This is a genomic window from Enterobacter sp. RHBSTW-00994 (genome assembly GCF_013782625.1).
GTDB lineage: Bacteria > Pseudomonadota > Gammaproteobacteria > Enterobacterales > Enterobacteriaceae > Enterobacter.
Genome location: NZ_CP056199.1, coordinates 4,404,964 through 4,431,231, shown reverse-complemented (window position 1 = coordinate 4,431,231; position 26,268 = coordinate 4,404,964). Strand labels below are relative to the sequence as shown.

The following is a 26,268-nucleotide window of genomic DNA, read 5'->3' as shown; positions in this document are numbered from 1 at the left end:
TAAAGTAAGAAAAGGAACTGAGGTATAGCGATGTTTATACAGGCATTGAAACATCAGAATCCGGGGCTGATAGCGGAGGCTGTTCGGCTCTGGCAGCAAGGAAAAATTGCACCTGATAGTTGGGTGATCGATGTTGATCAGGTGCTGGCAAATGGTAAACGCCTGCTTGATGTGGCCCGTCAGCACGGCATCACCTTGTATCTGATGACCAAGCAAATTGGGCGCAATCCATGGCTGGCAGAGAAACTGCTGTCCCTGGGCTATGAAGGCATTGTGGTGGTGGATTACAAAGAGAGCCGGGTGATGCGACGAGCTGGTTTGCCCATAGCGCATCAGGGGCATTTGGTTCAGATCCCTTCACAGCAGGTTAAAGACGCCGTCGCGCAAGGTACGGACGTTATTACGCTGTTCTCACTGGAAAAAGCGCGAGAAGTGTCTGTCGCTGCAGTCGAACTTGATACTGTCCAGGCGGTCATGCTCAAAGTGTATGGCGATAACGATTTTCTCTATCCAGGCCAGGAAAGCGGGTTTTCGTTGGCCTGCCTGAACGATGTATTGCATGAAATTCAGCATTTACCTGGCATTCGCCTGATCGGTCTCACGCATTTTCCTTGCCTTCTCTGGGATGAAACATTGGGTGAAACACGTCCAACCCCTAATTTACATTCGCTGCTTGCTGCCCGCCGTCAACTGGAGGATGCCGGCGTTACGATAGAGCAGCTTAACGCCCCTTCAGCAACCAGTTGCTCGTCGCTCCCGCAACTGGCGACCTTTGGTGTGACGCACGCCGAGCCTGGTCATGCATTGACCGGGACGATCCCCTCTAACCAGCAGGGGACTCAACCAGAGCGTATTGCCATGCTGTGGTTGACTGAAGTTTCACATTGCTTTCAGGGGAGTAGCTATTGCTACGGAGGGGGCTATTACCGGCGTGGTCACGCGAAAAATGCCCTGATCTTTGCACCTGGCAATGACATTGCCAGCGATGCGCAACTGAACGACATCGATGACAGCAGTATCGACTACTACCTGCCTTTGAGGGGGGAATTCCCAGTTGGTAGCGCGGTCGTGTTTTGTTTCCGTACACAAATATTTGTGACGCGCAGTGATGTGGTGCTGGTGTCCGGTATTCAGCATGGTGCGGCGGAAATTGTTGCTCGCTACGACAGTCTCGGAAATCTTCTGGAGGAGTAATGGCGCGATTTTTAGTGCTGGTGATAGATAGCTTCGGTGTCGGTGCAATGGCGGATGTTCCGCTGGTCAGGCCTCAGGATACCGGGGCAAATACCTGCGGACATATTCTGGCGCACTATCCAGACCTGCGTTTGCCGGCCCTTGAAAAACTCGGGCTGATCAATGCCCTCGGGTATGCACCTGGTGTCATGCAACCTTCACCCACGGCGGTCTGGGGTATCGCTGAATTACAGCATGAAGGTGGAGATACCTTCATGGGACATCAGGAAATTCTGGGCACGCGTCCGCGCGCACCGCTTCGTATGCCGTTTAATCATGTCATTGACCGTGTCGAACAGGCCATTCGTGCTTCTGGCCGAAAGACAGCGCGGTGTGGTGGAAAATTATCCTGGTTACTGGTGGATGATGCCGTCGCGATTGGCGATAACCTCGAAGCGGATTTAGGGCAGGTCTACAACATCACAGGAAACCTCAGTGAGACAACCTTCGAAGAGGTAAAAGCGATTGGGAAAATCGTCCGCCAGCAGGTTGAAGTGGGGCGGGTGATTGCCTTTGGGGGCCTCCTGAACAGCACGCAGCAAATAATGGAGGCTGTCGAAGAAAAGGAGGGCCGTTACATCGGGATCAATGCGCCTCGCTCAGGGGTATATGCGCAGGGTTTCCAGGTCGCGCATATGGGGTATGGCGTGGATGAAAAAGTCCAGGTTCCGGCGCAACTCTATCAGGCCGGTATCCCGACGGTTTTGATCGGGAAAGTCGCGGATATCGTCAACAACCCACACGGTGAAAACTGGCAAAACCTGGTCGATAGCCAGCGGATTATGGAGATCACTCAGGAGGCGTTTTTCCGCAGAGAGTCGGTTTTTATCTGTACCAACATTCAGGAAACCGATTTGGCTGGTCATGCCGAAGACGTAGCACGTTATGCCGACAGGCTCTCACTGGTTGATCACCATCTGGCGTTATTGATGGCCGACATGGGGCCAGACGATTGCATCGTCGTAATGGCGGACCACGGTAATGACCCGACGATTGGTCATAGCCTGCATACGCGGGAAAACGTACCAGTACTGGTGTGGCAGCCGGGTTTACAGCCAACTGAACTTGGTGTGCGCACGACGCTTTCCGATGTTGGCGCGACGGTATGTGACTTCTTTGGCGTCAGCAAACCTGAAAATGGCAGATCTTTCCTGCCACTCTTAACCCCCGCGAGGCATTCACATGACGATTGATCGTTCTGGTTACACCTACGCCCACGAGCACCTGCATATTGATCTGTCCGGGTTTAAGGACAACATCGACTGCCGTCTGGATCAATACGCGCTGATCCGCGACGAAATGAAAACGTTAATGCAGCTTGGCGTACGCAACATTATCGAAATGACCAATCGATACATGGGGCGTAACCCTCAGTTTATGCTGGATATTATGCGTGATACCGGCATCAATGTGGTGGCGTGTACCGGCTACTATCAGGATGCATTTTTCCCGGAACATGTGGCAACACGTAGTGTGGACGCTCTGGCGCAGGAGATGATCGATGAAATCGTTATCGGTATCGACGGCACGAGTCTGAAAGCAGGAATTATTGCGGAGATTGGCTCAAGCGAAGGCATGATCACCGAGCGTGAAGCCAAAGTATTTAAGGCCGCAGCGCGTGCACACAATGAAACTGGGCGGCCCATCTCAACCCATACCTCTTTTAGCACGATGGGGCTGGAGCAACTGGCCCTCCTCAAGCGTGAATCCGTCGATCTTTCCCGTGTTGTGGTTGGGCATTGTGATCTTAAAGATAACCTCGAAAACATCTTACGGATGATCGACCTCGGCGCATATGTCCAGTTCGACACCATCGGTAAGAACAACTACTACCCCGACGAAAAACGCATTGGGATGTTACATGCCCTGCGCAACCGCGGCTTGTTGAACCGCGTAATGCTCTCCATGGATATAACGCGGCGCTCGCATTTACGTGCTAACGGCGGAAATGGCTACGACTTCCTGTTAACCACCTTTATTCCACAGTTGTGCCAGTCAGGATTTAGTCAGGCCGATGTGGATGTGATGTTACGTGATAACCCCTCTCAATTTTTCCGATAAGGATCGAATCATGAAAAAGATTGGTGTTGCTGGCTTACAGCGCGAACACATTAAGAAAACCATCGAAACTTCAGCTCCAGGCTGTTTTGAGGTGTTTATTTACAACGATATGGAAGCTGCCATGAAGGTGAAATCCGGGCTACTGGATTACTACATCGGGGCCTGTAATACCGGCGCGGGGGCTGCGCTGTCGATCGCCATCGCGATCATTGGTTTTAACAAGAGTTGCACCATTGCAAAACCCGGCGTGAAGGCGAAAGACGAGCACATAGCCAAAATGGTCGCTGAGGGAAAAGTGGCTTTTGGCATATCTGTTGAGCATGTTGAACATGCGATCCCAATGCTGATCAATCACTTAAAATAATAGGCACGCTTATGTCGCTTTATATTCAAATTCTGATGGTCGCTTGCCTGACTGGGATGACCTCGCTGCTGGCGCATCGGTCGGCGGCAGTGTTTCATGATGGGATCCGCCCCATACTGCCGCAACTGATTGAAGGCCACATGAACCGACGTGAGGCCGGGAGTATCGCTTTCGGTCTTAGCATCGGTTTTGTCGCCTCCGTGGGGATTTCATTTACCCTCAAGACCGGGTTGCTTAATGCCTGGTTGCTTTTTTTACCGACGGATATTCTGGGTGTTCTGGCAGTCAATAGCCTGCTGGCATTTGGCCTTGGCGCGCTGTGGGGCGTTTTGATCCTGACATGCCTGCTCCCGGTGAACCATCTGCTGACGGCTCTGCCGGTTGATGTCCTGGGCTCACTGGGTGAGCTGAGTTCGCCTGTCGTATCCGCATTTGCGCTCTTCCCACTGGTTGCCATTTTCTATCAGTTTGGCTGGAAGCGCAGTCTGCTGGCCGCCGCTGTTGTGCTGATGACCCGAGTGCTGGTGGTGCGCTACTTCCCACACCTTAACCCGGAATCCTTTGAGATTTTCGTTGGCATGGTCATGCTGCTGGGCATCGCTATTGCCCATGACGTACGTAACCGTGATGGACAAGATCATGATGCCAGCGGTCTTTCAGTGTTCGAAGAACGTACCTCGCGCATCATCAAAAACTTGCCCTATATCGCCATTGTTGGTGGGCTGATTGCCGCCGTTGCCAGCATGAAAATTTTTGCGGGTAGCGAGGTCTCTATTTTTACGCTGGAAAAGGCCTATTCCGCAGGGGTGACGCCTGAACAGTCGCAAACCTTGATCCATCAGGCGGCGCTCGCTGAACTTATGCGTGGTCTCGGTTTTGTGCCGATGATTGCCACAACCGCGCTGGCGACAGGTGTCTATGCGGTTGCGGGTTTCACGTTTGTTTATGCCGTGGGGTATCTGGCGCCGAATCCGTTTATTGCCGCATTACTGGGGGCGCTGGTTATTTCAGTCGAGGTGTTGCTACTGCGTTCGATTGGTAAATGGCTGGGGCGTTACCCGTCGGTTCGTAATGCATCCGATAACATCCGTAACGCAATGAATATGTTGATGGAGATGGCACTTCTGGTGGGCTCCATTTTTGCCGCGATAAAAATGGCCGGTTATACCGGATTCTCAATTGCGGCGGCGATCTACTTCTTCAATGAAGCGCTGGGTCGTCCGGTTCAGAAAATGGCTGCACCTGTTGTGGCGGTCATGATCACCGGTATCGTGCTGAATATTCTCTACTGGTGTGGACTGTTTATTCCCGTGTGAATCAGGAGCTGAGATGAAGACTTTTCCGTTGCAAAGCCTCACGCTGACTGAGGCTCAGCACAAGCAGTTTGCCCTGGTTGATGCGATATGCCGTCATTTTCCTGGCGCGGAATTCTTACGCGGAGGAGACCTGGGGGTGGTGGCCGGGTTAAACCATCCCGTGGTGACACAACGTGTGGAGGCCGTTCTGGCGGATGTCTTTCATGCCCCGGCGGCGATATTAGTGCAGGGGGCCGGAACGGGAGCGATTCGGGCCGGACTTGCCGCGCTGATTAAGCCGGGTGGGCGGTTGTTGATCCACGATGCGCCTGTCTATCCGACCACCATGACGGTGATAGAGCAGATGGGGCTTGAACTGGTACGTGTTGATTACAACGACACAACGGCATTAGCAGAGGCGGGTGTTCGTTTTCAGCCAGATGTTGCGCTGGTTCAGCACACGCGCCAACGTCCTGAGGATTGCTATTCGCTTGCCGGGGTATTGGCCGCGCTTTCCCGGCAGCGAATTCCTGCACTGACAGACGATAACTATGCGGTGATGAAAGTGGAGTCCATTGGTTGCGAATGTGGCGCGACGCTCTCAACATTTTCTTGCTTTAAGCTCTTTGGCCCTGAAGGTGTGGGGGCGGTTGTTGGGCAGGCGGATGCAATCGCGCAGATCCGAAGTACGATGTATTCCGGAGGGAGCCAGATTCAGGGGACACAAGCGCTGGAGGTATTGCGTGGCCTGGTTGGCGCACCCGTGATGCACGCTGTACAAGCGGGTGTGACGGAAAGGCTCCAGTTAATGCTCAACCAGGGGGTGATACCACAGGTGAAACACGCGGTGATTGCGAATGCCCAGTCCAAAGTATTGCTGGTGACATTTCATGAGCCGATTGCAGAAGCGGTGCTGGAGAATGCGCAATTACACGGCGCTCTGCCCTGGCCTGTGGGTGCGGAGTCGAAGTACGAAATCCCGCCCTTGTTTTATCGCTTATCGGGGACATTTCGGGAAGCGGAGCCGGGTTCTGAGCGCTTTACTATCCGAATAAACCCAAACCGCAGTGGTGATGAAACCGTGTTAAGAATACTGCGTGAGAGCTGTACCAATAGGTAGCTGGAATATAAAAAACCGGGAAGTTCCCGGTTTTTTATATCTGCGCCCGGTCAGTGATTCGAAAACCAGTTCAGTTTGTCGCGCAAGTTGACCACGCGGCCAACGACAATCAGGGCCGGACTTTCAACCTGTTGCGCCAGTTCACCGAGCTGTGTGAGTACGCCACTCACCACGCGTTGCTGAATGGCAGTTCCGTTTTCGACCAGGGCGACAGGCATATCATCTTCCATACCGTGTTCCTGCAATTTTGCCTGTATCGTCGCGGCCTGATTCAGCCCCATGTAGAACACCAGTGTCTGTTTCTCTGCTGCCAGGTTATGCCAGTCCAGCTCACTGCCCGTTTTCAGGTGTCCTGTGACCAATCGTACGCTTTGCGCATAGTCACGGTGTGTCAACGGAATACCGGAATAGGCGGAGCAACCAGAAGCTGCTGTGATACCGGGTACAACGGAGAATGGGATACCCGCGTCGCATAGCGTTTCCAGTTCTTCCCCACCACGGCCAAAGATAAAGGGATCGCCACCTTTGAGCCGGACTACCCGTTTTCCTTTTTGCGCCTCGCGCAACAGGATCTGGTTAATCTCCTCCTGTGGCACGCAGTGATAGCCTGCACGTTTCCCTACGAATACGCGGTCGGCGTCGCGGCGCACCAGATTCATGATGTCATCAGATACCAGACGGTCATATACCACGATGTCTGCCTGCTGAATTTGCTGCAGTCCTTTCAGCGTCAGTAATCCGGCATCGCCCGGACCTGCGCCAACCAGAACCACTTCACCGCGATGATCCAACGGCTCGGTAAGCAAGCGTTCGGTGGTCTCTTCAACCGCTTTGCTATCCTGATTCGCCAATGATTGTGCCAGCCTGTCATTAACGAAGAACTTTTCCCAGAAACGACGACGTTCACCGACGGTGGCGAAGGTTTTCTTTACTCTGGCACGTAACTGACCCGCAAAATGCGCGACCTGACCGAGGTGTTGGGGCAGCACAGCTTCCAGTTTTTCGCGCAACAGGCGCGCCAGTACCGGAGATGTCCCGCCAGATGACACGGCAACCATAAGGGGGGAACGGTCGATGATCGACGGCATGATAAAGCTGGCTTCTTTAGGGGCATCCACTACGTTACAGAAAATGCGCCGCGTTTCGCAGGCATCGCTCACGCGCTGGTTAACGGCATCGTCATCCGTAGCGGCGATGGTTAGCCAGCAAGTATCCAGCAGAGATTCGTTAAACTCGCCCTGAGAAAGGGTGAGCATGCCTTCTTTCGCCCAGGCTTCAAACTGCGGCGCGAAGGAGAGGGCGTTAACGGTGAGTCGGGCTCCTGCCTCTAACAGCAGACGCGCTTTGCGTTCAGCGACATCGCCGCCGCCGACAAGCAGGCAGTCGCGATGGCGTAATTGACAGAATATCGGCAGGTGATCCACGACATTACCTCTTAAGAATGGGCTTTCGCCGGTGCAGTTGCGATGTTTGCCGGAGTCGGACGCTCCGCTTTTGGGGTAGCATACCAGTAACCTAACCCCATAAACACTGCACCAGAAAGGGTATTACCCAGTGTTACCCACAACAGGTTATGCCCAATACCCGAAAGGGTGAAGGCATCGCCATGGTGGCCAAACCAGGAGAGCGCAAACAGCGTCATGTTGGCCACAGAGTGCTCGTAGCCAGAGGCAATGAAGGCCAGCAAGCACCACCAGATAGCGATGAATTTCGCTGCACCTTCAGTGCGGATTGCCATCCAGATAGCAAGACACACCAGCCAGTTACACAGCGCGCCTTTGAAGAACAACGCCATTGCAGGCTGCGTGGTTTTTGCCAGTGCGACAGTATGTACAAGACTGGTATCCACGGGCAGCAGGCTACCACCTCCCCAGCTATAAAGCAGGGCAACAAAAATGGAACCTAACAGATTGCCGACCCAGGTCTGTGGGAGGATAGCCCACATTTGGCCGTGGCTAATCGTGCCTGCTTTTACGCCCAACGTCAGGAACATTGTGTGACCGGTAAAAAGTTCAGATCCGGCGATAATGACCAGGGTTAAGGCGATACCAAAGGTTGCGCCCATCACCAGAGGGCGAACGGACGGGTCGAGCAAATTACCGAGGGTGAAAATTAATATAATCCCGAGGCCGACATAAGCCCCCGCCATGGCGGAACTGACCCAGAAACCGAGCGGATTATGTTGGCTGAGCCGTGCAATACGCGCAGCATTCGCCGCACACTTATTAATGGTGTCTGTAAACATGTGATTACCCGTACACGTTATCCGTCGGGCGGCTTCTTTGTTGGCTGCCTTCACTCACCCCAGCCACATAGTGAACTGTGCGCCTGGGGATTCGTTCAGTTACCGCCGCGATGCAACCCGAATGAGTGTGTGTAAAAAAGTTGAAAAACTCCCGAACGGGAGAACATTACAAAAGCGGGGGCATTGCGCCCCCGTCATTACTCGCCTCGCAGCTGCACCTTGCCGTCCTTCACGCGAACGTCGTAGTGTTTCACAGAGTGGCTTTCATCTTCCATACAGTGTCCGTCACGTAAACGGAAACGCTGTTTTTTCAGTGGGCTGGCAACCCACAGTTCACCCTGATGCTCTGCGATCAACCCGCGAGAGAGCACGCTGGCGTCGAAGAAAGGATCGATATTGCTGATGGCAAAAACCTGTTCATCGTGGCGGGGGCGGAAAATAGCGACCTGCTCTTTTCCCAGCAGTGCGCACACGCCGGTAGCAGGCACGATATCGTTAATATTGCAGATGTTTACCCACTGGCTCATACGTTTTCCTCCACCAGCGTCACTGGAATACGCTCGTATGGCGTTGCCGGACGGTGTTGTTCGCGCTCAGGAACAACCTGGACATTCGGGTCGCGCTGGGCGCTATTGATAAAGTGTTTGAAGCGAACCTGTGCCGACGGTGTATTTACCGTTTCGGTCCATTCACAAATTACTGCCTCGCGCAGGCGCGTAATCTCTTCTTCCAGGTGGTCGTTCAGGCCCAGTTTGTCGTCGATGATGACTGACTTCAGGTAGTCGATGCCGCCGTCCAGGTTATCCAGCCATGAGGCGGTACGGGTCAGCTTATCGGCGGTACGAATGTAGAACATCATGAAGCGATCGAGGTATTTCAGCAGGGTTTCACGATCGAGATCTGCGGCAAGCAGGTCTGCGTGGCGTGGTTTCATCCCGCCGTTACCACAAACGTAAAGGTTCCAGCCTTTTTCCGTGGCAATGATACCCACGTCTTTACCCTGCGCTTCCGCACATTCGCGGGTACAACCGGAAACACCAAACTTCATTTTGTGCGGTGTGCGGATACCTTTATAGCGGTTTTCCAGCTCCACGCCGAAACCCACGCTATCGCCAACGCCATAACGACACCAGGTGCTACCAACACAGGTTTTTGCCATGCGCAGCGCTTTGGCATAGGCATGACCCGTCTCGAAGCCCGCTTCAATCAACTGACGCCAGATTTCTGGCAAGTCATCTTTCTGCGCTCCAAACAGCCCGATGCGCTGGGAACCGGTGATTTTGGTGTACAGGTTAAATTCACGTGCGATGCGGCCAACCGCGACCAGACCTTCCGGGGTGATCTCGCCCCCGGCAGAGCGCGGGATAACCGAGTACGTCCCGTCTTTCTGAATGTTGGCCAGGAAGTTGTCGTTCGTTTCCTGCAACGGCGTGTGTTCTGGTTTAAGGATGTACTCATTCCAGCAGGAGGCCAGCAGGGAACCAATGGTCGGTTTACAGACTTCACAGCCGTAACCCTGCCCATGTTTCTCCAGCAGTTCGTCGAACGTTTTGATACCTTCAACGCGGATCAGGTGATAAAGCTCCTGACGAGAGTAAGAGAAGTGCTCACACAGGTTGTGATTAACTTCGATGCCCTGTTTCGCCAGTTCGGCATTCAGCACCTGCGTGACCAGTGGGATACACCCACCGCAACCCGTACCGGCTTTCGTTTCGGCTTTCAGCGCTGCCACGGTATGGCAGCCTTTGTTGATCGCAGAGATCAACATGCCTTTAGTGACATCAAAGCAGGAGCAAATTTGCGCGCTGTCCGGCAGTTTATCCACACCGATAGACGGTTTGCCGCTGGAGGCGTGCGCCGGGAGGATCAGAGCATCCGGGTTTTCCGGCAGCTCAATGGCATTCAGGACCAACTGCAGCAGGTTGCCGTAATCGCTGGTGTCGCCCACCAGAACAGCACCCAGCAGGGTTTTATTATCCTGGCTGACGATCAGGCGTTTGTAGACTTCTTTGCTCTCATCGAGATAGACGTAGCTACGCGAATTCGGGGTGCGACCATGCGCATCGCCGATACCGCCCACATCCACGCCCAGCAGTTTCAGCTTGGCGCTCATGTCTGCGCCTTCAAAAGTATTTTCGTTGCCGAGGATATGGTCCACGGCGACCTGCGCCATTTTGTATCCTGGTGCGACCAGACCGTACACGCGGTTGTTCCAGCTGGCGCATTCGCCAATCGCATAGATGTCCGGATCGGAGGTCTGGCAAGCGTCGTTAATCATGATGCCGCCACGCTGAGCAACGGCCAGACCACACTGGTTTGCCAGCTTATCGCGTGGGCGAATACCGGTAGAGAAGACGATAAAATCGACTTCCAGATCGCTACCGTCGGCAAAACGCATCGTTTTGCGTGCTTCAGTGCCTTCCTGCACGATCTCTTTGGTATTTTTGCTGGTGTGAACTTTTACGCCCATGCTTTCGATCTTACGGCGCAACTGATCTCCACCCATGTGGTCAAGCTGCTCTGCCATTAGCATTGGGGCAAATTCGATCACGTGCGTTTCAACGCCAAGGTTTTTCAGCGCACCAGCCGCTTCAAGACCTAACAAACCGCCACCCACAACTGCACCACGTTTGCTGCGACGTGCGCAAGATTCAATGGCTTTCAGGTCTTCAATGGTACGATAAACGAAGCAATCCTGAGTTTCCGAGCCTTTGATTGGCGGGATCCACGGGTATGAGCCAGTCGCCATGATCAGTTTGTCGTAAAAGACCGTTCGCCCGGCGCTGGAATGGATCACTTTTTCCTGACGGTTGATGGTGATAGCTCGTTCGCCAACCAGCACCTTTACACCATGCTTCTCGTAAAAACCGTCACGTACCAGAGAAAGCTCTTCGGCAGTGTGGTGGGAAAAGTAAGAAGAGAGGTGCACACGGTCGTACGCCTTGCGGGGTTCTTCACAGAACACGGTAATATCGAACTGGGCAGCATCCGCTTTATCGAGAAGATCCTCAATAAAGCGATGGCCGACCATGCCGTTACCGATGATAGCGAGTCTGACTTTGCTCATTTTTGCCTCGATTTCTTTTTTATTACTGCCTACCTTAACGATTCAGCTACGGGGCTTATTGATGCAAATCAAATACGCCTTAACCTACCACTTAGGTGGTATATAACTGATTTGTCAGGTTTTTTATAAGCTGTGGAAATCGTTCGCTTTTCGTTGTCGTCGATTTTGTGTACAAATCAGGGGGCTAATTTTAAATAATGCGTACTCCTAAATTTCAGTCACGTTTTTCGGGGGAGTGTATGTCTACAACGCCGCTTTGGTTGGTTCAGAATGTTCGTTTAACGGGTCGTGAAGGGCTATGGCAAATCGCCATCGAGAATGGTCGCTTCGGTGAAATTACTCCGATGGGTGAGGCAAATGCCGAAAGTTACGAGGTCTTAAATGGCCGTGGTGGTCTGGCGATCCCTCCCTTTATTGAGCCGCATATTCACCTTGATACGACCCAGACGGCGGGTGAACCGGCCTGGAACCAGTCCGGTACGCTGTTCGAAGGTATTGAGCGTTGGGCTGAACGGAAAGCGTTGCTCAGCCATGAGGATGTGAAAGCCCGAGCGTGGAAGACGCTCAAGTGGCAAATGGCCAACGGTATCCAGTTTGTCCGTACCCATGTGGATGTATCAGACCCGACGCTCACCGCACTTAAGGCCATGCTTGAGGTGAAAAAGGAGGTGGCGCCCTGGGTTACGCTGCAAATCGTCGCCTTTCCGCAGGAAGGTATTCTGTCTTATCCCAACGGGGCCGCTCTGCTGGAAGAGGCGTTACAGCTTGGCGCGGATGTGGTAGGGGCGATCCCCCATTTTGAATTCACGCGCGAGTATGGCGTGCAGTCACTGCATATCGCCTTCGAGCTGGCGAAGCAATATGACCGTCCGCTGGATATCCACTGCGACGAGATCGACGATGAACAATCCAGGTTTGTGGAGACGGTGGCTACGCTGGCGTATGAGGCGGGTATGGGATCACGCGTGACGGCGAGCCATACCACGGCGATGCACTCATATAATGGTGCGTACACGTCGCGACTTTTCCGTCTGCTGAAGATGTCGGACATTAACTTTGTCGCTAACCCGCTGGTGAATATTCACCTGCAGGGGCGTTTTGATGATTATCCGAAACGGCGTGGGATCACGAGAGTGAAAGAGCTACAGGCCGCAGGAATTAACGTCTGCTTTGGTCATGATGATGTCTTTGATCCCTGGTATCCGTTAGGAACAGGCAACATGCTGCAAGTACTGCACATGGGGCTGCATGTATGCCAGATGATGGGGTATCCGCAAATCGACAGCGGGCTGGATCTGATCACCCATAACAGCGCCCGGACCTTCGGCTTAGCTGATTACGGTATTGAAACGGGGAATCCGGCTAACCTGATTATTCTGCCAGCGGAGAGCGGGTTTGAGGCGGTACGCTGCCAGGTTCCGGTACGCTGGTCGATTCGTCAGGGGCGTGTGATTGCCACAACGCAGCTGGCGCAAACCTGGGTACAAACGGATAGCGGGGGAGAAGAGGTGAGCTTTGCCCGAAACAGCCCCTCTGCTGATCGCAAAGGGGCGTAACCGGTTAGTGATTTGCTGCCGCAGTGTTGTGCTGGCGGTGGCGAGTCACGAAGCCCAGAACGAAGCACATCGCGAAGACGGCGGCGTACAGCGCGTTAGCGGTATGCAGCGCAGCCAGCGGGCCGCTGTGCGCGACAATCGGGCCGGTGACCACGAAGGTCAGCATCGTACCGATCGTGCCGCAGGTCAGCACGAAGTTTACCAGTTTAGGTGAAGCCACTTTGGTTTGCAGAGAACCGAGCGTAATGATTGAGGTATAAATGGCGCTGGAGAAGAAACCGAGCGTCAGAATGAACCACGGCATATGCTCAGGTGCGCTGTTGATGAACAGATACATCAGTACGGTAGCCAGCGCAGCCAGTACGGTCAGAATGCGTTGAAGATCGAAGAAACGCAGGATAAAGCTAAACGCCCACATACCGAACATGTAAGACATCCAGAAATCACTCACCAGTTTGCCGGCGTCATTCAGGCTCATGCCTAAACCTTTTGCATATTCCGGGACCCAGGAGATAAAGCCAAGCTGGCCCAGGATGTAGCACAGTGCCGCAATGGAGAGGAACAGCACGCCGATCCCCCATTTTTCTTTCGCGACGGGCTCGCGAGTCTGCTCTGCTTTCTTGCCCAGAACCGGGAATTCACAGCCGAAGGTCAGGATAAAGATCGCGACGTAGACCAGGCCAATGCAGGCGTAGACCCAGTACCACTCAATGCTGCGTGCCAGCAAAATTGCGGCAACCATCGGGAAAATCATGCCTGCCATGCTGAAGAAAGAGTCGGTGAACAGCAGACGCGCACCGCGCTGGCGGCCTTCATACATGTGCGTGATCAGGAACGTACCGATAGACATGGTGATACCACTTACCAGCCCCAGCACGAACATCGCAGCGGAGAACAGGGCAATGCTGTGGCTCAGCATCAAACCAGCCACGGCGGCGACCATGAGGACAAAGCCGAAGCGCAGTTGCGTTTTCAGTGGCACGATTTCCATCAGCCAGGCATTCAGGAAGATGGAGATCAGGATCCCGGCGTTGAGGAAGGTAAAGGTGTTACTCATACTGGATACGGGTAACTGGAAATAGTCTGCGATATTGCCCATCACCATCCCGGTGACGATCACCAACGCGCCGGTCAGGGCGTAGGAGAAGAAGCTGATCCATGTGAGCTTGATACGATTGCTGTTAGTCATGTCTGGCCTGTTGAGTTACCCGTTATCCTTCGCGCTGAAGAGGCATACGAATTTTTCAGGGTAATGAAAAGTAAAACGCATTGACTGCGTTAGAGCGGGCAGATTTTAGTCTCGAAAGTGATCTATTTAAATCTTTTAGGAAAATATTGATCTCAATTACATGATTATGTGTGATGTTGATCACATTAATTAGCGTATAAACCAATCGTTTGCGTCGTTACAACTGTTTCAAATTCGTAAAATTAGGTAAAAGGCTGGCCTCCGTTCATACTGCTCTTTAGAATCAAACCATTCGCCTTTTTTACTGCGCTTTGTTAAGGAATTCTCATGCTCAAATCAACACTGGCGGCTGTCGCAGCTGTGTTTGCCCTTTCTGCCGTCTCACCTGCTGCACTGGCAGCAAAAGGCGACCCTCGTGTTTTGCTGACAACCTCCGCCGGGAATATTGAGCTGGAATTAAATAGCCAGAAAGCTCCTGTTTCTGTGAAAAACTTCCTCGATTACGTGAACAGTGGTTTCTACAACAACACCACTTTCCACCGTGTGATCCCAGGTTTCATGGTGCAGGGTGGTGGCTTTAACGAACAGATGCAGCAAAAACAGCCAAATCCACCTATTAAAAACGAAGCGGATAACGGTCTGCTCAATACCCGTGGCACGATCTCTATGGCGCGTACAGCGGATAAAGACAGCGCAACCAGCCAGTTCTTCATCAACATCGCTGATAATGCCTTCCTCGATCACGGTCAGCGTGACTTTGGCTACGCGGTCTTTGGTAAAGTTGTGAAAGGGATGGATATTGCTGACAAGATTTCCCAGGTGCAGACGCACGACGTTGGTCCATACCAGAATGTGCCGTCAAAACCGGTAGTTATCCTCTCCGCAAAAGTTCTGCCATAAGTTTTCTCGCGCGGGTATCCTCTGCCCGCGCCGCTAACCCTCCCTGCGAAAGCGCGTTTTGCTGCTTATACTTGTGGCAAACGGACCCCTTCAGGGAGGCGTGCAGTGAAAAAACTCACCGACAAGCAAAAATCCCGTCTCTGGGAGCAGCAGCGAAATGCAAATTTTCAGGCCAGCCGCCGTCTTGAGGGTGTCGAGAGCCCGTTAGTCACGCTCAGTGCGCAGGCAGCACAGGAACGCCTTGAGGAACTTCGGAGGCACTATGAGCGATAAATATGGCGACGATCGCGATCCTTACCTTTATCCTGGGCTGAATGTGATGCGTAACCGGCTGAACATCCGTCAGGTGGACAGGCTGGCGCAGGCCGCCTATGAGCTGACGGCCCTGCGTGTGGCAACGCTGAATCTGGGGCCACCCGCAAGGGGATTACCTCATCTGTGCGCTATTCATCGTCATCTCTACCAGGACGTTTTTGACTGGGCAGGGGATATCCGCGAAGTGGATATTTACCAGGGGGATACCCGATTCTGCCACTTTGCCTATATCGAGAAAGAGGGTAATAGCCTGATGCAGGATCTCGAAGAAGAGGGGTATCTGGCCGGGCTTGAGAAAAGTGAGTTTGTGGCTCGTCTTAGCCACTACTACTGTGAAATTAACGTCCTGCACCCTTTTCGGATCGGGAACGGCATTGTTCAGAGGATCTTCTTTGAGCAACTGGCGATCCACGCAGGCTATCAACTGAATTGGCGGGATATCAGCCCGGATGCGTGGGCGGCAGCCAATCAGAGTGGGGCGATGGGGGATTTATCGGCCCTGAACACCATCTTTGCCAAAGTAGTGAGCGAAGCACGGGAAACTGAGTAGAATAGGGCGGCATTTTTGTTCTGGAGCCGCCATGATTCTGCTGATTGATAACTATGATTCCTTCACCTGGAACCTTTACCAGTATTTTTGTGAATTGGGCGCAGAGGTGGCCGTCCATCGCAACGACGAACTGACACTGGCAGAAACAGAAGCCCTTGCCCCGCAGAAGATTGTCATTTCACCAGGACCCTGTACACCGTCTGAATCCGGTATTTCGCTGGATGTCATCCGCCATTTTTCCGGTAAGTTGCCCATTCTGGGAGTATGTCTGGGGCATCAGGCTATTGCTCAGGCATTCGGGGCAACGATTGTTCGTGCGGCGAAGGTGATGCATGGCAAAACGTCGCCGATAACACATACCGGAATGGGGGTGTTCCGTGGCCTGAATAATCCGCTCACCGTTACCCGTTATCACTCCCTGGTGATCGATCCGCCCACGCTTCCCACCTGTTTTGACGTGACGGCCTGGAGCGACACACAGGAGATCATGGGTATTCGCCACCGCGAATGGGATCTTGAAGGTGTGCAATTCCACCCGGAGAGCATTCTGAGCGAGCAGGGACATCAGCTTCTGGCGAATTTCCTCAATCGCTGAATATCTATTGCCTTGTTGTGATTTTTTATGCATATTTCGTGATTATATTTTCACAATTAATGTGACATAAAATGGATGGGCACGACATGGCAACTGAACAATCAGCAATTACCCGCGCGACATTCGATGAAGTAATTCTGCCGATTTATGCACCGGCAGAGTTTATTCCTGTCAAAGGGAAAGGCAGCCGCGTGTGGGATCAGCAGGGTAAAGAGTACGTTGATTTTGCGGGAGGGATTGCCGTCACCGCACTGGGACATTGCCATCCTGCACTGGTGGCGGCGCTGAAAAGCCAGGGCGAAACCCTGTGGCACACCAGTAATGTGTTCACCAATGAACCGGCTCTGCGTCTTGGACGCAAAATCATCGATGCGACTTTTGCTGAACGCGTGTTGTTCATGAACTCCGGGACTGAAGCTAACGAAACTGCGTTTAAGCTGGCGCGCTTCTATGCATCGACCCGCCACAGTCCATATAAAACCAAAATTATTGCTTTCCATAATGCGTTCCATGGGCGCTCGCTGTTTACCGTTTCTGTGGGCGGGCAGCCGAAGTATTCTGACGGTTTCGGCCCGAAACCCGCGGATATCATCCACGTTCCGTTTAACGATCTGCATGCGGTGAAAGCGGTCATGGATGATCATACCTGTGCGGTGGTGGTGGAGCCGATTCAGGGCGAAGGCGGCGTCACTGCGGCAACGCCGGAATTCCTGAAAGGTCTGCGTGAACTGTGCGATGAACATCAGGCGCTGCTGGTGTTTGATGAAGTGCAAAGCGGTATGGGGCGTACCGGCGATCTGTTTGCCTACATGCACTACGGCGTTACGCCGGACATCCTGACCAGCGCCAAAGCGCTCGGCGGCGGCTTCCCAATCAGTGCTGTGCTGACGACGCAGGAGATCGCATCCGCATTCCATGTCGGCTCTCATGGCTCAACCTATGGCGGTAATCCGCTGGCCTGTGCGATTGCCGGTGCGGCGTTTGACATCATCAACACCCCAGAGGTATTGCATGGCGTGAATGCGAAACGCGAACTGTTTGTGAAGCATCTACAGCAGATTGACGACCAGTATGACGTGTTTAGCGAAATCCGTGGGATGGGATTGTTGATTGGTGCAGAACTGAAGCCGCAGTTTAAAGGCCGTGCGCGTGATTTCCTGCATGCTGCTGCCCATGAAGGGGTCATGGTGCTGAACGCAGGGCCTGATGTCATGCGTTTTGCACCATCGCTGGTGGTAGAAAATCAGGATATCGAAGATGGATTAAACCGCTTTGCCCGTGCGGTAGCGCAGATTGTACAAGGCTAATACCCGGTACGTTTTAACCGGCGTGTTAACCAAATGCCGTGATGTGGACGCTGACGCCATGCCACCGACGAAATGGTGTGCATGGTGCTCAAATGTCCCAGAATCCGCTGCAGATGCTGCTCCAGTGTGCTCATTGGCCCGTGAGTCAGGGTCTCCGGCGCCTCAAGAATGTTCGAATCTCCCGCTTCTCCCGGCGCGTCATACTCCAGACGTTGCTGGCAGCGCTGCAAGGCAATTTCACAGGATTCTAAATACCGTTGTGCCAGATCGGGTGTCAGCATCGTATGCTCACGCGCCAGCGTGGTCATGGCGTTGATGTGTTCGACGATAAACTGGCTGTGCGTGACCCACAGCTTCATGTCTGCCAGATAGTGCGAATTAAAGCCAGGCTCCTGCATTGCCTGATTGAGTGAGTTAAACAGGGCGTTATGCGCCTGATTCACCTTCATACGCTGATACGCCAGCGGCGAAGGTTGCGGATCGTTGCTGAGTATCAACCGGATGGCCTGTTGGTCGGCCTCCAGTGCATCGTGGGCGTTCTGACGCAGTAATCCGCTCTGCCATTGCGGCCACAACCAGATCATTCCACCAAAGGCGATCAGGCAGCCAATCAGGGTATCAACTAGCCTGGCGATGATAAATTGTTCGCCATTGAGCGTAAGCAGTTGCAGGGTGTACACCGCCGTTACCGTAAAGCCCACCATTGCCCAGCCGTAGTTTTTACGGATGATCAGATAGCTCACCATTGTGATCGCCAGCATTCCCGCCAGTGTATAACCCTCCGGGACGTGGAAGTGGAGCGTTACCCCGGCAATCACCAGCCCCGCGATTGTGCCTGCTGCCCGGTGAAGAATACGCACTCGCGTCGCGCCGTAGCCGTTTTGGGTGACAAACAGCACCGTCATTAAAATCCAGTACGGTTTTGGCAGATGCAGCGCCACGCCCATCAGACTGGCGACGCTCAGCATCACGCTGATACGGGCGGCATTACGCAGCGCTGCAGATTTGAACGACAGATAGCTCTTCAGGGCGGGGAGCAACGGCAGACGTTTCTGTTTATCCGCCATCAGATCACGAGGGTAAAGTGGACGCTGCGTGCGCAGCACGCGGGCAATTCGACTGAAGTGCCAGGCGCAGAACTGCCCGACCGGGTTATCCGGATGCTGGTTGGCGATTTTTTCCAGCGCGCCCAGCTGTTTCTCCATAGTGAAACGCGTGGGATAGCGGTGATAGAGGATATCGTCAGCCAGCACGCGCAGACGCGCCGCGACCGTTTGCGCATTCCAGCGGATCACCGCTTCAGCGTGGCTGCGCTCGACCAGCTTTTGCACCTCGTGAGGGTAGTGCAAACTGACGGAGATGTGTTCTTGCAGATCCAGCCCTACCTGAAACGTGCGCAGTAACCGCTTGTAGTCATGGTTTTTATTGGCTGCAAGCATATGCAACTGTTGGTAGCACTGGCTTATCAGATCGACCACCTTTTGCTGGCGAGCCAGCAGTGGCGGCAACGACTTTTCCGGGTCGGTGTGCTGAGTCAGCAAGGTGTACTTGGCTTCACAGTAATCAGCAAGCTGTACATAGAGCAGGCTCAGGGATTCACGCAGTGGCTGTTCGCGCCATAGCCAGAACCAAAACCAGTTAAATACGCCGTACCACAGCGTGCCCAGGGCGTAGATAAGCAGGGGTTCCCACACCGGCATATTGCCTGCGAGGCTGAGGGTAAAAATGGCCGCAATAAGCGATGCAGGCAGTAACCGGGCATGCAGTGAGCTGATTTCAGCCGTGACGCCAAGCGTCATCGCAAGTACTGTCAGAATCAGCGGCAGCGGGATCTCACGGGCGAGTAGCAGTTGCACCGCAAGGCTACAACCGGCAAACAGGCAGCCGCCAATAATCAGGCGTTTGAAAAAGCGTTTGTGGGGCGTATCCAGACCCGCAATGTTGCAGCAGGCAGGGACGAGAGAGAAAAGCAGACCTTGTTGCAGATGTCCGAGGAGCAATCCCACAGCCACAGGAAGACACAGCACCAGCGTTTGCCGCAGTGCATAGTTAACTTCCGGGTGATAAATCAGCCTTCGCCACATGGGGGATAGAGACAAAAACGGCGTGACACCTTGCGATGGCACGCCGTTTTACCGGAATTAACGGGTTCCGTAAACCACGATGGTTTTACCGTGTGCGGAGATCAGGTTCTGGTCTTCCAGCATTTTCAGGATACGGCCAACCGTTTCACGAGAACAGCCGACAATCTGACCAATTTCCTGGCGGGTGATTTTAATTTGCATACCGTCCGGGTGGGTCATTGCATCAGGTTGTTTCGCCAGGTTCAGCAGCGTCTGTGCAATACGGCCTGTTACGTCCAGGAAGGCGAGGTTACCCACTTTCTCAGACGTGACCTGCAGACGGCGAGCCATCTGCGAAGAAAGACGCATCAGGATGTCAGGGTTAACCTGGATCAACTGACGGAATTTCTTGTAGGAGATTTCAGCCACTTCACATGCGGTTTTTGCACGAACCCAGGCACTGCGTTCCTGGCCTTCTTCAAACAGGCCCAGCTCGCCGATGAAATCGCCCTGGTTCAGATAAGAAAGGATCATCTCTTTCCCTTCTTCATCTTTGATCAGCACTGCCACCGAGCCTTTGACGATGTAATACAACGTTTCCGCTTTTTCACCCTGGTGAATCAGCGTGCTCTTCGATGGGTACTTATGAATGTGGCAATGAGACAAGAACCATTCGAGAGTCGGGTCTGTTTGCGGTTTGCCAAGCACCATGCGCTGTTATCCTCTGTTATAAGCTGTCACCAGAGTCATAAGATGCATCCGGACTCTGGGGTTGCAATCGAATTCTTACCCATACCTGGGAAGTCGGCTGTCGTAATATTCGCAGCCAGTAAAGTTTGATGTCCTCTGCATACATGTGTAACGTCAATGCATTACTGTAGCATCCCGAGTGTTTTAGCATAGCTTTTGCCGCGTGTCTCCTGGTGTCTCGCTTCAGCATGATGCAGGTCGCCTTCCGTTGCGAGAATTGTAACGCACGCGTAATCTGTCACCAAAAATGCAACGTTGGAGTTAATGAATATGCAAGCGCGTGTGAAATGGGTTGAAGGTTTAACATTCCTGGGCGAATCCGCTTCTGGACACCAGATTTTGATGGATGGTAACTCCGGCGATAAAGCACCAAGTCCGATGGAGATGGTGCTGATGGCGGCGGGTGGATGCAGCGCAATTGACGTGGTATCTATTCTGCAAAAAGGTCGTCATGACGTGACAGATTGCGAAGTTAAGCTGACATCAGAGCGTCGTGAAGAAGCGCCGCGCCTGTTTACGCACATCAATCTGCATTTTATTGTCACCGGTAAAGATCTGAAGGATGCGGCAGTATCACGCGCGGTTGATCTTTCTGCTGAGAAATACTGCTCTGTGGCGTTAATGCTGGAAAAAGCGGTAAATATCACGCATTCCTACGAAGTGATTGAAGCCTGATGTGTGTTGGGCATCATGCACGTTGATGCCCTCATCCGGACCCTCTCCCTGCGGAGAGGGGAAATGTTCATGCGATCTTCTTCCCTTCCATCAGTCGCTCGACCAGCGGCGTCATGATCAACTCCATCGCCAGCCCCATTTTCCCGCCCGGAACCACCAATGTATTCATGTGGGAAATAAACGAGCCCTGCAACATTGCAAGCAGCCAGGGGTAATCAATACCTTCCAGATTTCGGAAGTGAATCACTACAAAACTCTCATCCAGAGAAGGAATACTTTTGGCCGCAAAAGGGTTGGAGGTATCGACCGTCGGGACGCGCTGGAAGTTGATGTGCGTACGCGAGAACTGCGGCGTCAGGAAGTTGATGTAATCCTCCATCGAACGCACGACCGAATCCATCACGGCTTCACGGGAATGACCGCGTTCGCTGGTATCGCGTGTGAGCTTTTGGATCCACTCCAGGTTGACGATAGGAACCACGCCGACCAGCAAATCCACATGTCGCGCCACGTTGTGATGTGGTGTGACCACACCGCCGTGCAAGCCTTCATAAAAGAGCACGTCGGTTGGTTCAGGAAGCGGTTGCCATGGCGTGAACGTGCCGGGAACCTGATTCCAGGGGACGGCTTCATCATAGGTATGCAGATACTTACGGGATTGCCCTTTACCTGTTTGCCCGTACGCATGAAATGTCTGCTCAAGCAGGCCGAAGTCGTTAGCATCAGGCCCAAAGTAGCTGATATGTTTACCGAGATCGCGAGCCTTGCGAATGGCCATATCCATTTCAGGGCGAGTATAGCGATGGAAACTGTCCCCTTCGACTTCGGCTGCCCGTAAGTTCAGTTGCGCGAAAATCTTGCGAAAGGCGAGGCTGGTGGTGGTTGTTCCTGCCCCACTCGAACCTGTAACGGCAATAACCGGATGTCTGGCAGACATAGCAACTCCCTGACTGGAAAGGTTTAACGGTCAGCCATGAAGCGCGTTGCGGGGCATGATATTGACCGTTTCGTGCAATTCGGACCACACCAGCACTACATCGCCACTTTTCAACTGGCGCTTCACATCGGCGACCTTTTGTTCAAGCGAATGTTCATGTTCACCATAATCTGTGCCTTCACGCAACACAAAGCTTTCAATCAGATTATCGAGCGTTTCGGGAGCCAGATCCTGCCAGGGAATAATCATTTTGCGCTTTCCAGATAAGAGGTTAACCAGTCAGGAATACGTGTCTCCAGCCACATCCGGGGATGTCTGAGCGTGCCGCCAACAAAACCGACATGGCCGCCATGCTCGGTCAGTTGATATTGCACATTGGCGGGCAGATATTCCTGCGCGGGTATGGAGTGATGATCCATAAAGGGGTCATCTTTGGCATGAATGATCAGCGTGGGTTGGGTTATTTTGCTGAGCAACGGCATGGCGCTGCACTGACGATAATAGTCAATCGCATCGGCAAAACCGTGGATCTTGGCAGTGATCAGATCGTCAAACTCGCGGATACGACGCACTTTTTTCAGTTGACGCAGGCTGACCGGCAATGTGTCCGGGTAGGCTTTCAGTTTACGTGCCGCGTTGGCTTTCAGCAGGTTGAGCAAGTAGCGCTGATAAACGCGTGAAAAGCCCTTTTCCATATGGTAGCTGCACTGCTCCAGCATGAACGGTGCAGAGACAATCACGGCGGCATCCAACGGAACCGACGCGCCTTCTTTTGCCAGCAAACAGGCGAGCATGTTTCCGCCCAGCGAGTAGCCTACTGCTGCGGTAGGTACGCGGCCAAAATGCTCATTCAGCCAGCGTAAAAACCCTGTGCCGTCTTCGGTTTCGCCGGAATGGTAAATCCGGTTCTGGCGATTGGGTTCGCCGCTGCATCCGCGAAAATGCATCACCACGCCAAGCCAGCCACGCGCTTTTGCCGCCTGGATCAAACCGTGCGCGTAGGGGCTGTACAAGCTGCCCTCCAGCCCATGAAATACCACCAGACGTGGTTTATGCCGGGCCTGCTCAGGCTCTTCGCTCCAGGCGAGATCCAAAAAGTCACTGTCGGGTAAATCCAGGCGTTGCCAGTGCGGTGTGAACTGTAGCTTGCGGCGAATCAGGCGCGGCAGCATGGTTTGCAGGTGGCGGTTTGCCACACCACGCATGGGCACGAACTCTGCGCTTTCTTCGGACGCGATGTCGAAGTCGGATGGAATTATTTGGGTCATAACGGTGCGATGTTAATTCTTGTCTGTCATTTACTATACCTTCCGAATTGTACCCTGTTTATGAAAACGAGGGGCGTTTACCTCTGATTCAGCAATTTCCGCATCGTGAAATGATCCCGATCACAAATCCTTACGCTGATTATTACTCTCAGGCTAACGATTTCTCTCTACGCTTAATTGATGCCTTTCTCACCAGAGTGCAGACTTTACTCAGCGTTAAGCAAATCAAAATGATGTGCTGAATCAGGAGGTTAATAATGTTATCTGGGCAAACACCCGCCCGGGCATGGAACACTCGACGCACTGAGAAAGCGCGCCGTCTGGCTTCTGTCCCGGTGCAGGGCAAGGTACTGCCAACCGGCGACCTTGTCGCCATGCTGGAAAAACTGATCGCGCCAGGCGACAAAGTCGTACTGGAAGGCAACAACCAGAAGCAGGCAGACTTTCTGTCTCGCTCACTGGCTGAAGTGAACCCGCAAATCGTGCATGACCTGCATATGATCATGCCAAGCGTCGGTCGCAGTGAGCATCTGGATATCTTTGAAAAAGGGATCGCCCGCAAGCTGGACTTCTCCTTCTCCGGGACCCAAAGCCTGCGTATTTCGCAGTTGCTGGAAGATGGGCAACTCGAAATCGGTGCAATCCATACCTACATCGAACTTTATTCTCGCCTGTACGTTGATCTCTCGCCCAATGTGGCGCTGATTGCCGGGTTTAAAGCGGACCGCAAAGGCAACCTTTACACAGGGGCCAGTACAGAAGATACCCCAGCACTGGTTGAAGCTGCGGCGTTTCACGACGGGATCGTCATCGCACAGGTGAACGAGCTGGTGGACGACGAGTGTGACCTGCCGCGCGTGGATATTCCTGGTTCCTGGATCGACTACGTGGTGGTGGCGGATAAACCGTTCTTTATCGAACCGCTGTTTACCCGCGATCCGCGCCTGATCAAACAGGAACATATCCTGATGGCGATGATGGCCATCAAAGGTATCTATGCGGAGCACCAGGTACAGTCTCTGAACCACGGGATCGGTTTTAACACCGCCGCAATTGAGCTTCTGCTGCCGACTTACGGCGAACAGCTCGGCTTGAAAGGCAAAATCTGTAAACACTGGACACTGAACCCGCATCCAACGTTGATCCCGGCGATTGAAAGCGGCTGGGTTGAGAGCGTGCACTGCTTCGGTGGTGAGCTGGGGATGGAAGAGTATATCCGTGCTCGTCCGGATGTGTTCTTTACCGGCGCAGATGGCTCTATGCGTTCCAACCGCGCGTTCTGCCAACTGGCTGGCCAGTATGCTGTTGATATGTTCATTGGTTCGACCCTGCAAGTTGATGGCTACGCTAACTCCTCAACGGTGACTCGGGGGCGTTTGTCTGGCTTCGGTGGTGCACCAAATATGGGGCACGATCCGCACGGTCGTCGTCATGCTACCCCGGCATGGCTGAATATGATCACCGAACCGGACCCGATGCAGCGAGGTAAAAAGCTGGTCGTGCAGATGGTTGAAACGTTCCAGGCTGGTGTGAAACCGACCTTCGTGGAAAAACTCGACGCAGTCGAGGTCGCGAAAGCCTCCGGTATGCCACTGGCTCCCGTAATGATTTATGGCGATGACGTGACCCACGTTCTGACGGAAGAGGGGATTGCTTACCTTTACCGTGCGAAGGATCTCGACGAGCGCCGGGCGATGGTTGCAGCCGTTGCGGGCATCACCGATATCGGCCTGGGTGTAGATGCCAAACGCGTCGCCGCGCTGCGTCAAAGCGGCAAAGTGGTTTACCCGGAAGATATGGGCATTCGCCGCACTGACGCCACCCGTTCCCTGCTGGCCGCTGGCAGTGTTTCTGACCTGGTGGAATGGTCTGGCGGTCTCTACAACCCACCTGCGAAATTCCGGAGCTGGTAATGAAACTTCTGCCCCAGATTCAGGTTGAAGGCGGTGCGGAATGGCTGGCGCGAACCGCCACGCAGTGTCTGATTGACGAAGCACGATTAAGCCCGAAGCCCGGTCTGGTGGACAGTCGGGGGAACGGCGCGCACCACGATTTAACGCTCGCGTTAATGGAGCGTTCCGCACACAGCCTGACCCCCACGTTTCAGGCACTGGCGCAACAAAGCTGGCAGCGTCCGGCAGACATTGCGCTCCGGCAAACCGTTGGTCGGCTTGGCCGCGAAGGCGAACAGCAGATGATGGTGGTCACGGAAGGCGTTAATACCCACCGTGGTGCAATCTGGGCACTGGGATTACTGGTGAGTGCCGTGGCGATGTTGGGGGGAAATGCTCGCGCGCAGGCCGTGGCGGAAACCGCAGCGGCCCTGGCAATGCTTCCGGATGATGCCGCGCCGAAAGTGTTTAGCAAAGGTCTTCGTGCGACGCACCGCTACCGTGTACCGGGCGCGCGTGAAGAGGCTCAGCAGGCGTTTCCGCATATTTTACAACGCGCATTGCCGCAGCTTCGTCTGAGCCGTCTGAACGGCAGCAGTGAAGCGCACGCCAGGCTCGATGCCCTGATGGCGATCATGACGTCCCTGACGGACACCTGCGTGCTGTCTCGTGCCGGGCTGGAAGGGCTGGATGTCATGCAAGACGGCGCTCGGGCAGTGCTTCGCGCCGGAGGTACGGCTCAGCCTGAAGGCCAACGCGCGCTGGCTGAACTCGATCGCCAGATGCTTGCACTTAACGCTTCGCCAGGAGGTGCGGCGGATTTGCTCGCCGCCACGCTGTTTCTCGATCGCGTCGAGACGCCATATTCAACGCATTAAGAGGATGT

At 53.7% G+C, this 26,268-nt stretch carries 25 protein-coding genes; 15 read left to right on the top strand and 10 right to left on the bottom strand.

Going from position 1 to position 26,268, the window contains the following annotated elements; genetic code table 11:
* The first annotated feature begins 30 nt into the window (after positions 1–30).
* The 6 genes from HV346_RS21225 to HV346_RS21200 are packed head-to-tail and all read left to right on the top strand — an operon-like array spanning position 31 to position 6,073.
* Positions 31–1,194: a YhfX family PLP-dependent enzyme gene (locus HV346_RS21225; protein ID WP_181621130.1), complete on the top strand. Its 1,164-nt coding sequence runs from the start codon at positions 31–33 to the stop codon at positions 1,192–1,194.
* Complete coding sequence (locus HV346_RS21220; RefSeq protein ID WP_181621128.1) at positions 1,194–2,426, top strand: phosphopentomutase; 1,233 nt, start codon at positions 1,194–1,196, stop codon at positions 2,424–2,426. The genes HV346_RS21225 and HV346_RS21220 overlap by 1 nt, the downstream gene beginning before the upstream one ends.
* The gene (locus HV346_RS21215) at positions 2,416–3,294 is read left to right on the top strand and encodes a phosphotriesterase-related protein (protein ID WP_181621127.1); all 879 of its coding nucleotides are present in this window, start codon (positions 2,416–2,418) and stop codon (positions 3,292–3,294) included. Before HV346_RS21220 ends, HV346_RS21215 begins: the two co-directional genes overlap by 11 nt.
* 10 nt (positions 3,295–3,304) lie before the next feature.
* Positions 3,305–3,658, top strand: a complete 354-nt coding sequence (locus HV346_RS21210) for a DUF2620 domain-containing protein (RefSeq protein ID WP_181621125.1) — start codon at positions 3,305–3,307, stop codon at positions 3,656–3,658.
* Between the two features lie 11 nt (positions 3,659–3,669).
* Positions 3,670–4,974, top strand: a complete 1,305-nt coding sequence (locus HV346_RS21205) for a YhfT family protein (protein WP_181621124.1) — start codon at positions 3,670–3,672, stop codon at positions 4,972–4,974.
* 13 nt (positions 4,975–4,987) lie between these two features.
* Positions 4,988–6,073, top strand: a complete 1,086-nt coding sequence (locus tag HV346_RS21200; protein WP_181621123.1) for an aminotransferase class I/II-fold pyridoxal phosphate-dependent enzyme — start codon at positions 4,988–4,990, stop codon at positions 6,071–6,073.
* A gap of 50 nt (positions 6,074–6,123) precedes the next feature.
* On the opposite strand, the gene cysG is transcribed toward HV346_RS21200, so the two are convergent.
* From cysG to nirB, 4 genes are all read right to left on the bottom strand, one after another.
* A complete protein-coding gene (gene cysG, locus HV346_RS21195; protein ID WP_181621121.1) occupies positions 6,124–7,497 on the bottom strand; it encodes a siroheme synthase CysG in 1,374 nt (457 codons plus the stop codon).
* An 11-nt stretch (positions 7,498–7,508) separates the two neighbouring features.
* Positions 7,509–8,318 (bottom strand): nitrite transporter NirC, encoded by an 810-nt coding sequence (gene nirC / locus HV346_RS21190; RefSeq protein ID WP_181621120.1) that lies wholly within the window; start codon positions 8,316–8,318, stop codon positions 7,509–7,511.
* 197 nt (positions 8,319–8,515) lie between these two features.
* Complete coding sequence (gene nirD / locus HV346_RS21185; protein WP_181621118.1) at positions 8,516–8,845, bottom strand: nitrite reductase small subunit NirD; 330 nt, start codon at positions 8,843–8,845, stop codon at positions 8,516–8,518.
* The gene (gene nirB / locus HV346_RS21180; protein ID WP_181621116.1) at positions 8,842–11,385 is read right to left on the bottom strand and encodes a nitrite reductase large subunit NirB; all 2,544 of its coding nucleotides are present in this window, start codon (positions 11,383–11,385) and stop codon (positions 8,842–8,844) included. Before nirB ends, nirD begins: the two co-directional genes overlap by 4 nt.
* Positions 11,386–11,624: 239 nt before the next feature.
* On the opposite strand from nirB, the gene HV346_RS21175 reads away from it, so the two are divergent.
* Complete coding sequence (locus HV346_RS21175) at positions 11,625–12,941, top strand: cytosine deaminase (RefSeq protein ID WP_181621115.1); 1,317 nt, start codon at positions 11,625–11,627, stop codon at positions 12,939–12,941.
* 4 nt (positions 12,942–12,945) lie between these two features.
* Here the strand turns inward: HV346_RS21175 and tsgA are convergent, their stop codons facing one another.
* Positions 12,946–14,130: an MFS transporter TsgA gene (gene tsgA, locus HV346_RS21170; protein WP_181621114.1), complete on the bottom strand. Its 1,185-nt coding sequence runs from the start codon at positions 14,128–14,130 to the stop codon at positions 12,946–12,948.
* 327 nt (positions 14,131–14,457) lie between these two features.
* Here tsgA and ppiA point away from each other — a divergent pair, with 327 nt between their 5' ends.
* From ppiA to HV346_RS21145, 5 genes are all read left to right on the top strand, one after another.
* A complete protein-coding gene (ppiA, locus tag HV346_RS21165; protein ID WP_181621112.1) occupies positions 14,458–15,030 on the top strand; it encodes a peptidylprolyl isomerase A in 573 nt (190 codons plus the stop codon).
* Between the two features lie 105 nt (positions 15,031–15,135).
* A complete protein-coding gene (locus HV346_RS21160) occupies positions 15,136–15,303 on the top strand; it encodes a YhfG family protein (protein WP_181621109.1) in 168 nt (55 codons plus the stop codon).
* Positions 15,293–15,895, top strand: coding sequence for a putative adenosine monophosphate-protein transferase Fic (locus HV346_RS21155; RefSeq protein ID WP_181621107.1), 603 nt, complete (start codon positions 15,293–15,295; stop codon positions 15,893–15,895). Before HV346_RS21160 ends, HV346_RS21155 begins: the two co-directional genes overlap by 11 nt.
* A gap of 31 nt (positions 15,896–15,926) precedes the next feature.
* Positions 15,927–16,490, top strand: a complete 564-nt coding sequence (gene pabA, locus HV346_RS21150; protein WP_181621105.1) for an aminodeoxychorismate synthase component 2 — start codon at positions 15,927–15,929, stop codon at positions 16,488–16,490.
* Positions 16,491–16,576: 86 nt separating this feature from the next.
* Positions 16,577–17,797: an aspartate aminotransferase family protein gene (locus HV346_RS21145; RefSeq protein WP_181621103.1), complete on the top strand. Its 1,221-nt coding sequence runs from the start codon at positions 16,577–16,579 to the stop codon at positions 17,795–17,797.
* Here the strand turns inward: HV346_RS21145 and HV346_RS21140 are convergent.
* Together HV346_RS21140 and crp are read right to left on the bottom strand one after the other, a co-directional pair.
* Positions 17,794–19,881, bottom strand: a complete 2,088-nt coding sequence (locus tag HV346_RS21140) for a YccS/YhfK family putative transporter (protein ID WP_181623849.1) — start codon at positions 19,879–19,881, stop codon at positions 17,794–17,796. The two genes, HV346_RS21145 and HV346_RS21140, sit on opposite strands and share 4 nt — an antisense overlap.
* A 57-nt stretch (positions 19,882–19,938) precedes the next feature.
* Positions 19,939–20,571, bottom strand: a complete 633-nt coding sequence (crp, locus tag HV346_RS21135) for a cAMP-activated global transcriptional regulator CRP (RefSeq protein ID WP_000242758.1) — start codon at positions 20,569–20,571, stop codon at positions 19,939–19,941.
* A gap of 309 nt (positions 20,572–20,880) precedes the next feature.
* On the opposite strand from crp, the gene HV346_RS21130 reads away from it, so the two are divergent.
* Entirely contained in the window at positions 20,881–21,285 is a 405-nt protein-coding gene (locus HV346_RS21130; protein ID WP_058609467.1) for an OsmC family protein, read from the top strand.
* A 67-nt stretch (positions 21,286–21,352) separates the two neighbouring features.
* On the opposite strand, the gene HV346_RS21125 is transcribed toward HV346_RS21130, so the two are convergent.
* From HV346_RS21125 to HV346_RS21115, 3 genes are read right to left on the bottom strand one after another with little or no spacing between them, the layout of a single operon-like run.
* On the bottom strand, positions 21,353–22,222 hold the full coding sequence (locus HV346_RS21125) for a phosphoribulokinase (RefSeq protein ID WP_181621102.1): 870 nt from the start codon (positions 22,220–22,222) through the stop codon (positions 21,353–21,355).
* Positions 22,223–22,252: 30 nt separating this feature from the next.
* Positions 22,253–22,471: a YheU family protein gene (locus HV346_RS21120; protein WP_181621101.1), complete on the bottom strand. Its 219-nt coding sequence runs from the start codon at positions 22,469–22,471 to the stop codon at positions 22,253–22,255.
* Positions 22,468–23,490: a hydrolase gene (locus tag HV346_RS21115; RefSeq protein ID WP_181621100.1), complete on the bottom strand. Its 1,023-nt coding sequence runs from the start codon at positions 23,488–23,490 to the stop codon at positions 22,468–22,470. The genes HV346_RS21120 and HV346_RS21115 overlap by 4 nt, the downstream gene beginning before the upstream one ends.
* Before the next feature lie 257 nt (positions 23,491–23,747).
* Between HV346_RS21115 and mdcA the strand changes: the two genes are divergently transcribed.
* Positions 23,748–25,403 carry a malonate decarboxylase subunit alpha gene (mdcA, locus tag HV346_RS21110; RefSeq protein WP_181621099.1) on the top strand — a complete coding sequence of 552 codons (1,656 nt, stop codon included), beginning with the start codon at positions 23,748–23,750 and terminating at the stop codon, positions 25,401–25,403.
* Positions 25,403–26,260, top strand: coding sequence for a triphosphoribosyl-dephospho-CoA synthase (locus HV346_RS21105; RefSeq protein WP_181621098.1), 858 nt, complete (start codon positions 25,403–25,405; stop codon positions 26,258–26,260). The genes mdcA and HV346_RS21105 overlap by 1 nt, the downstream gene beginning before the upstream one ends.
* Positions 26,261–26,268 lie beyond the last annotated feature (8 nt).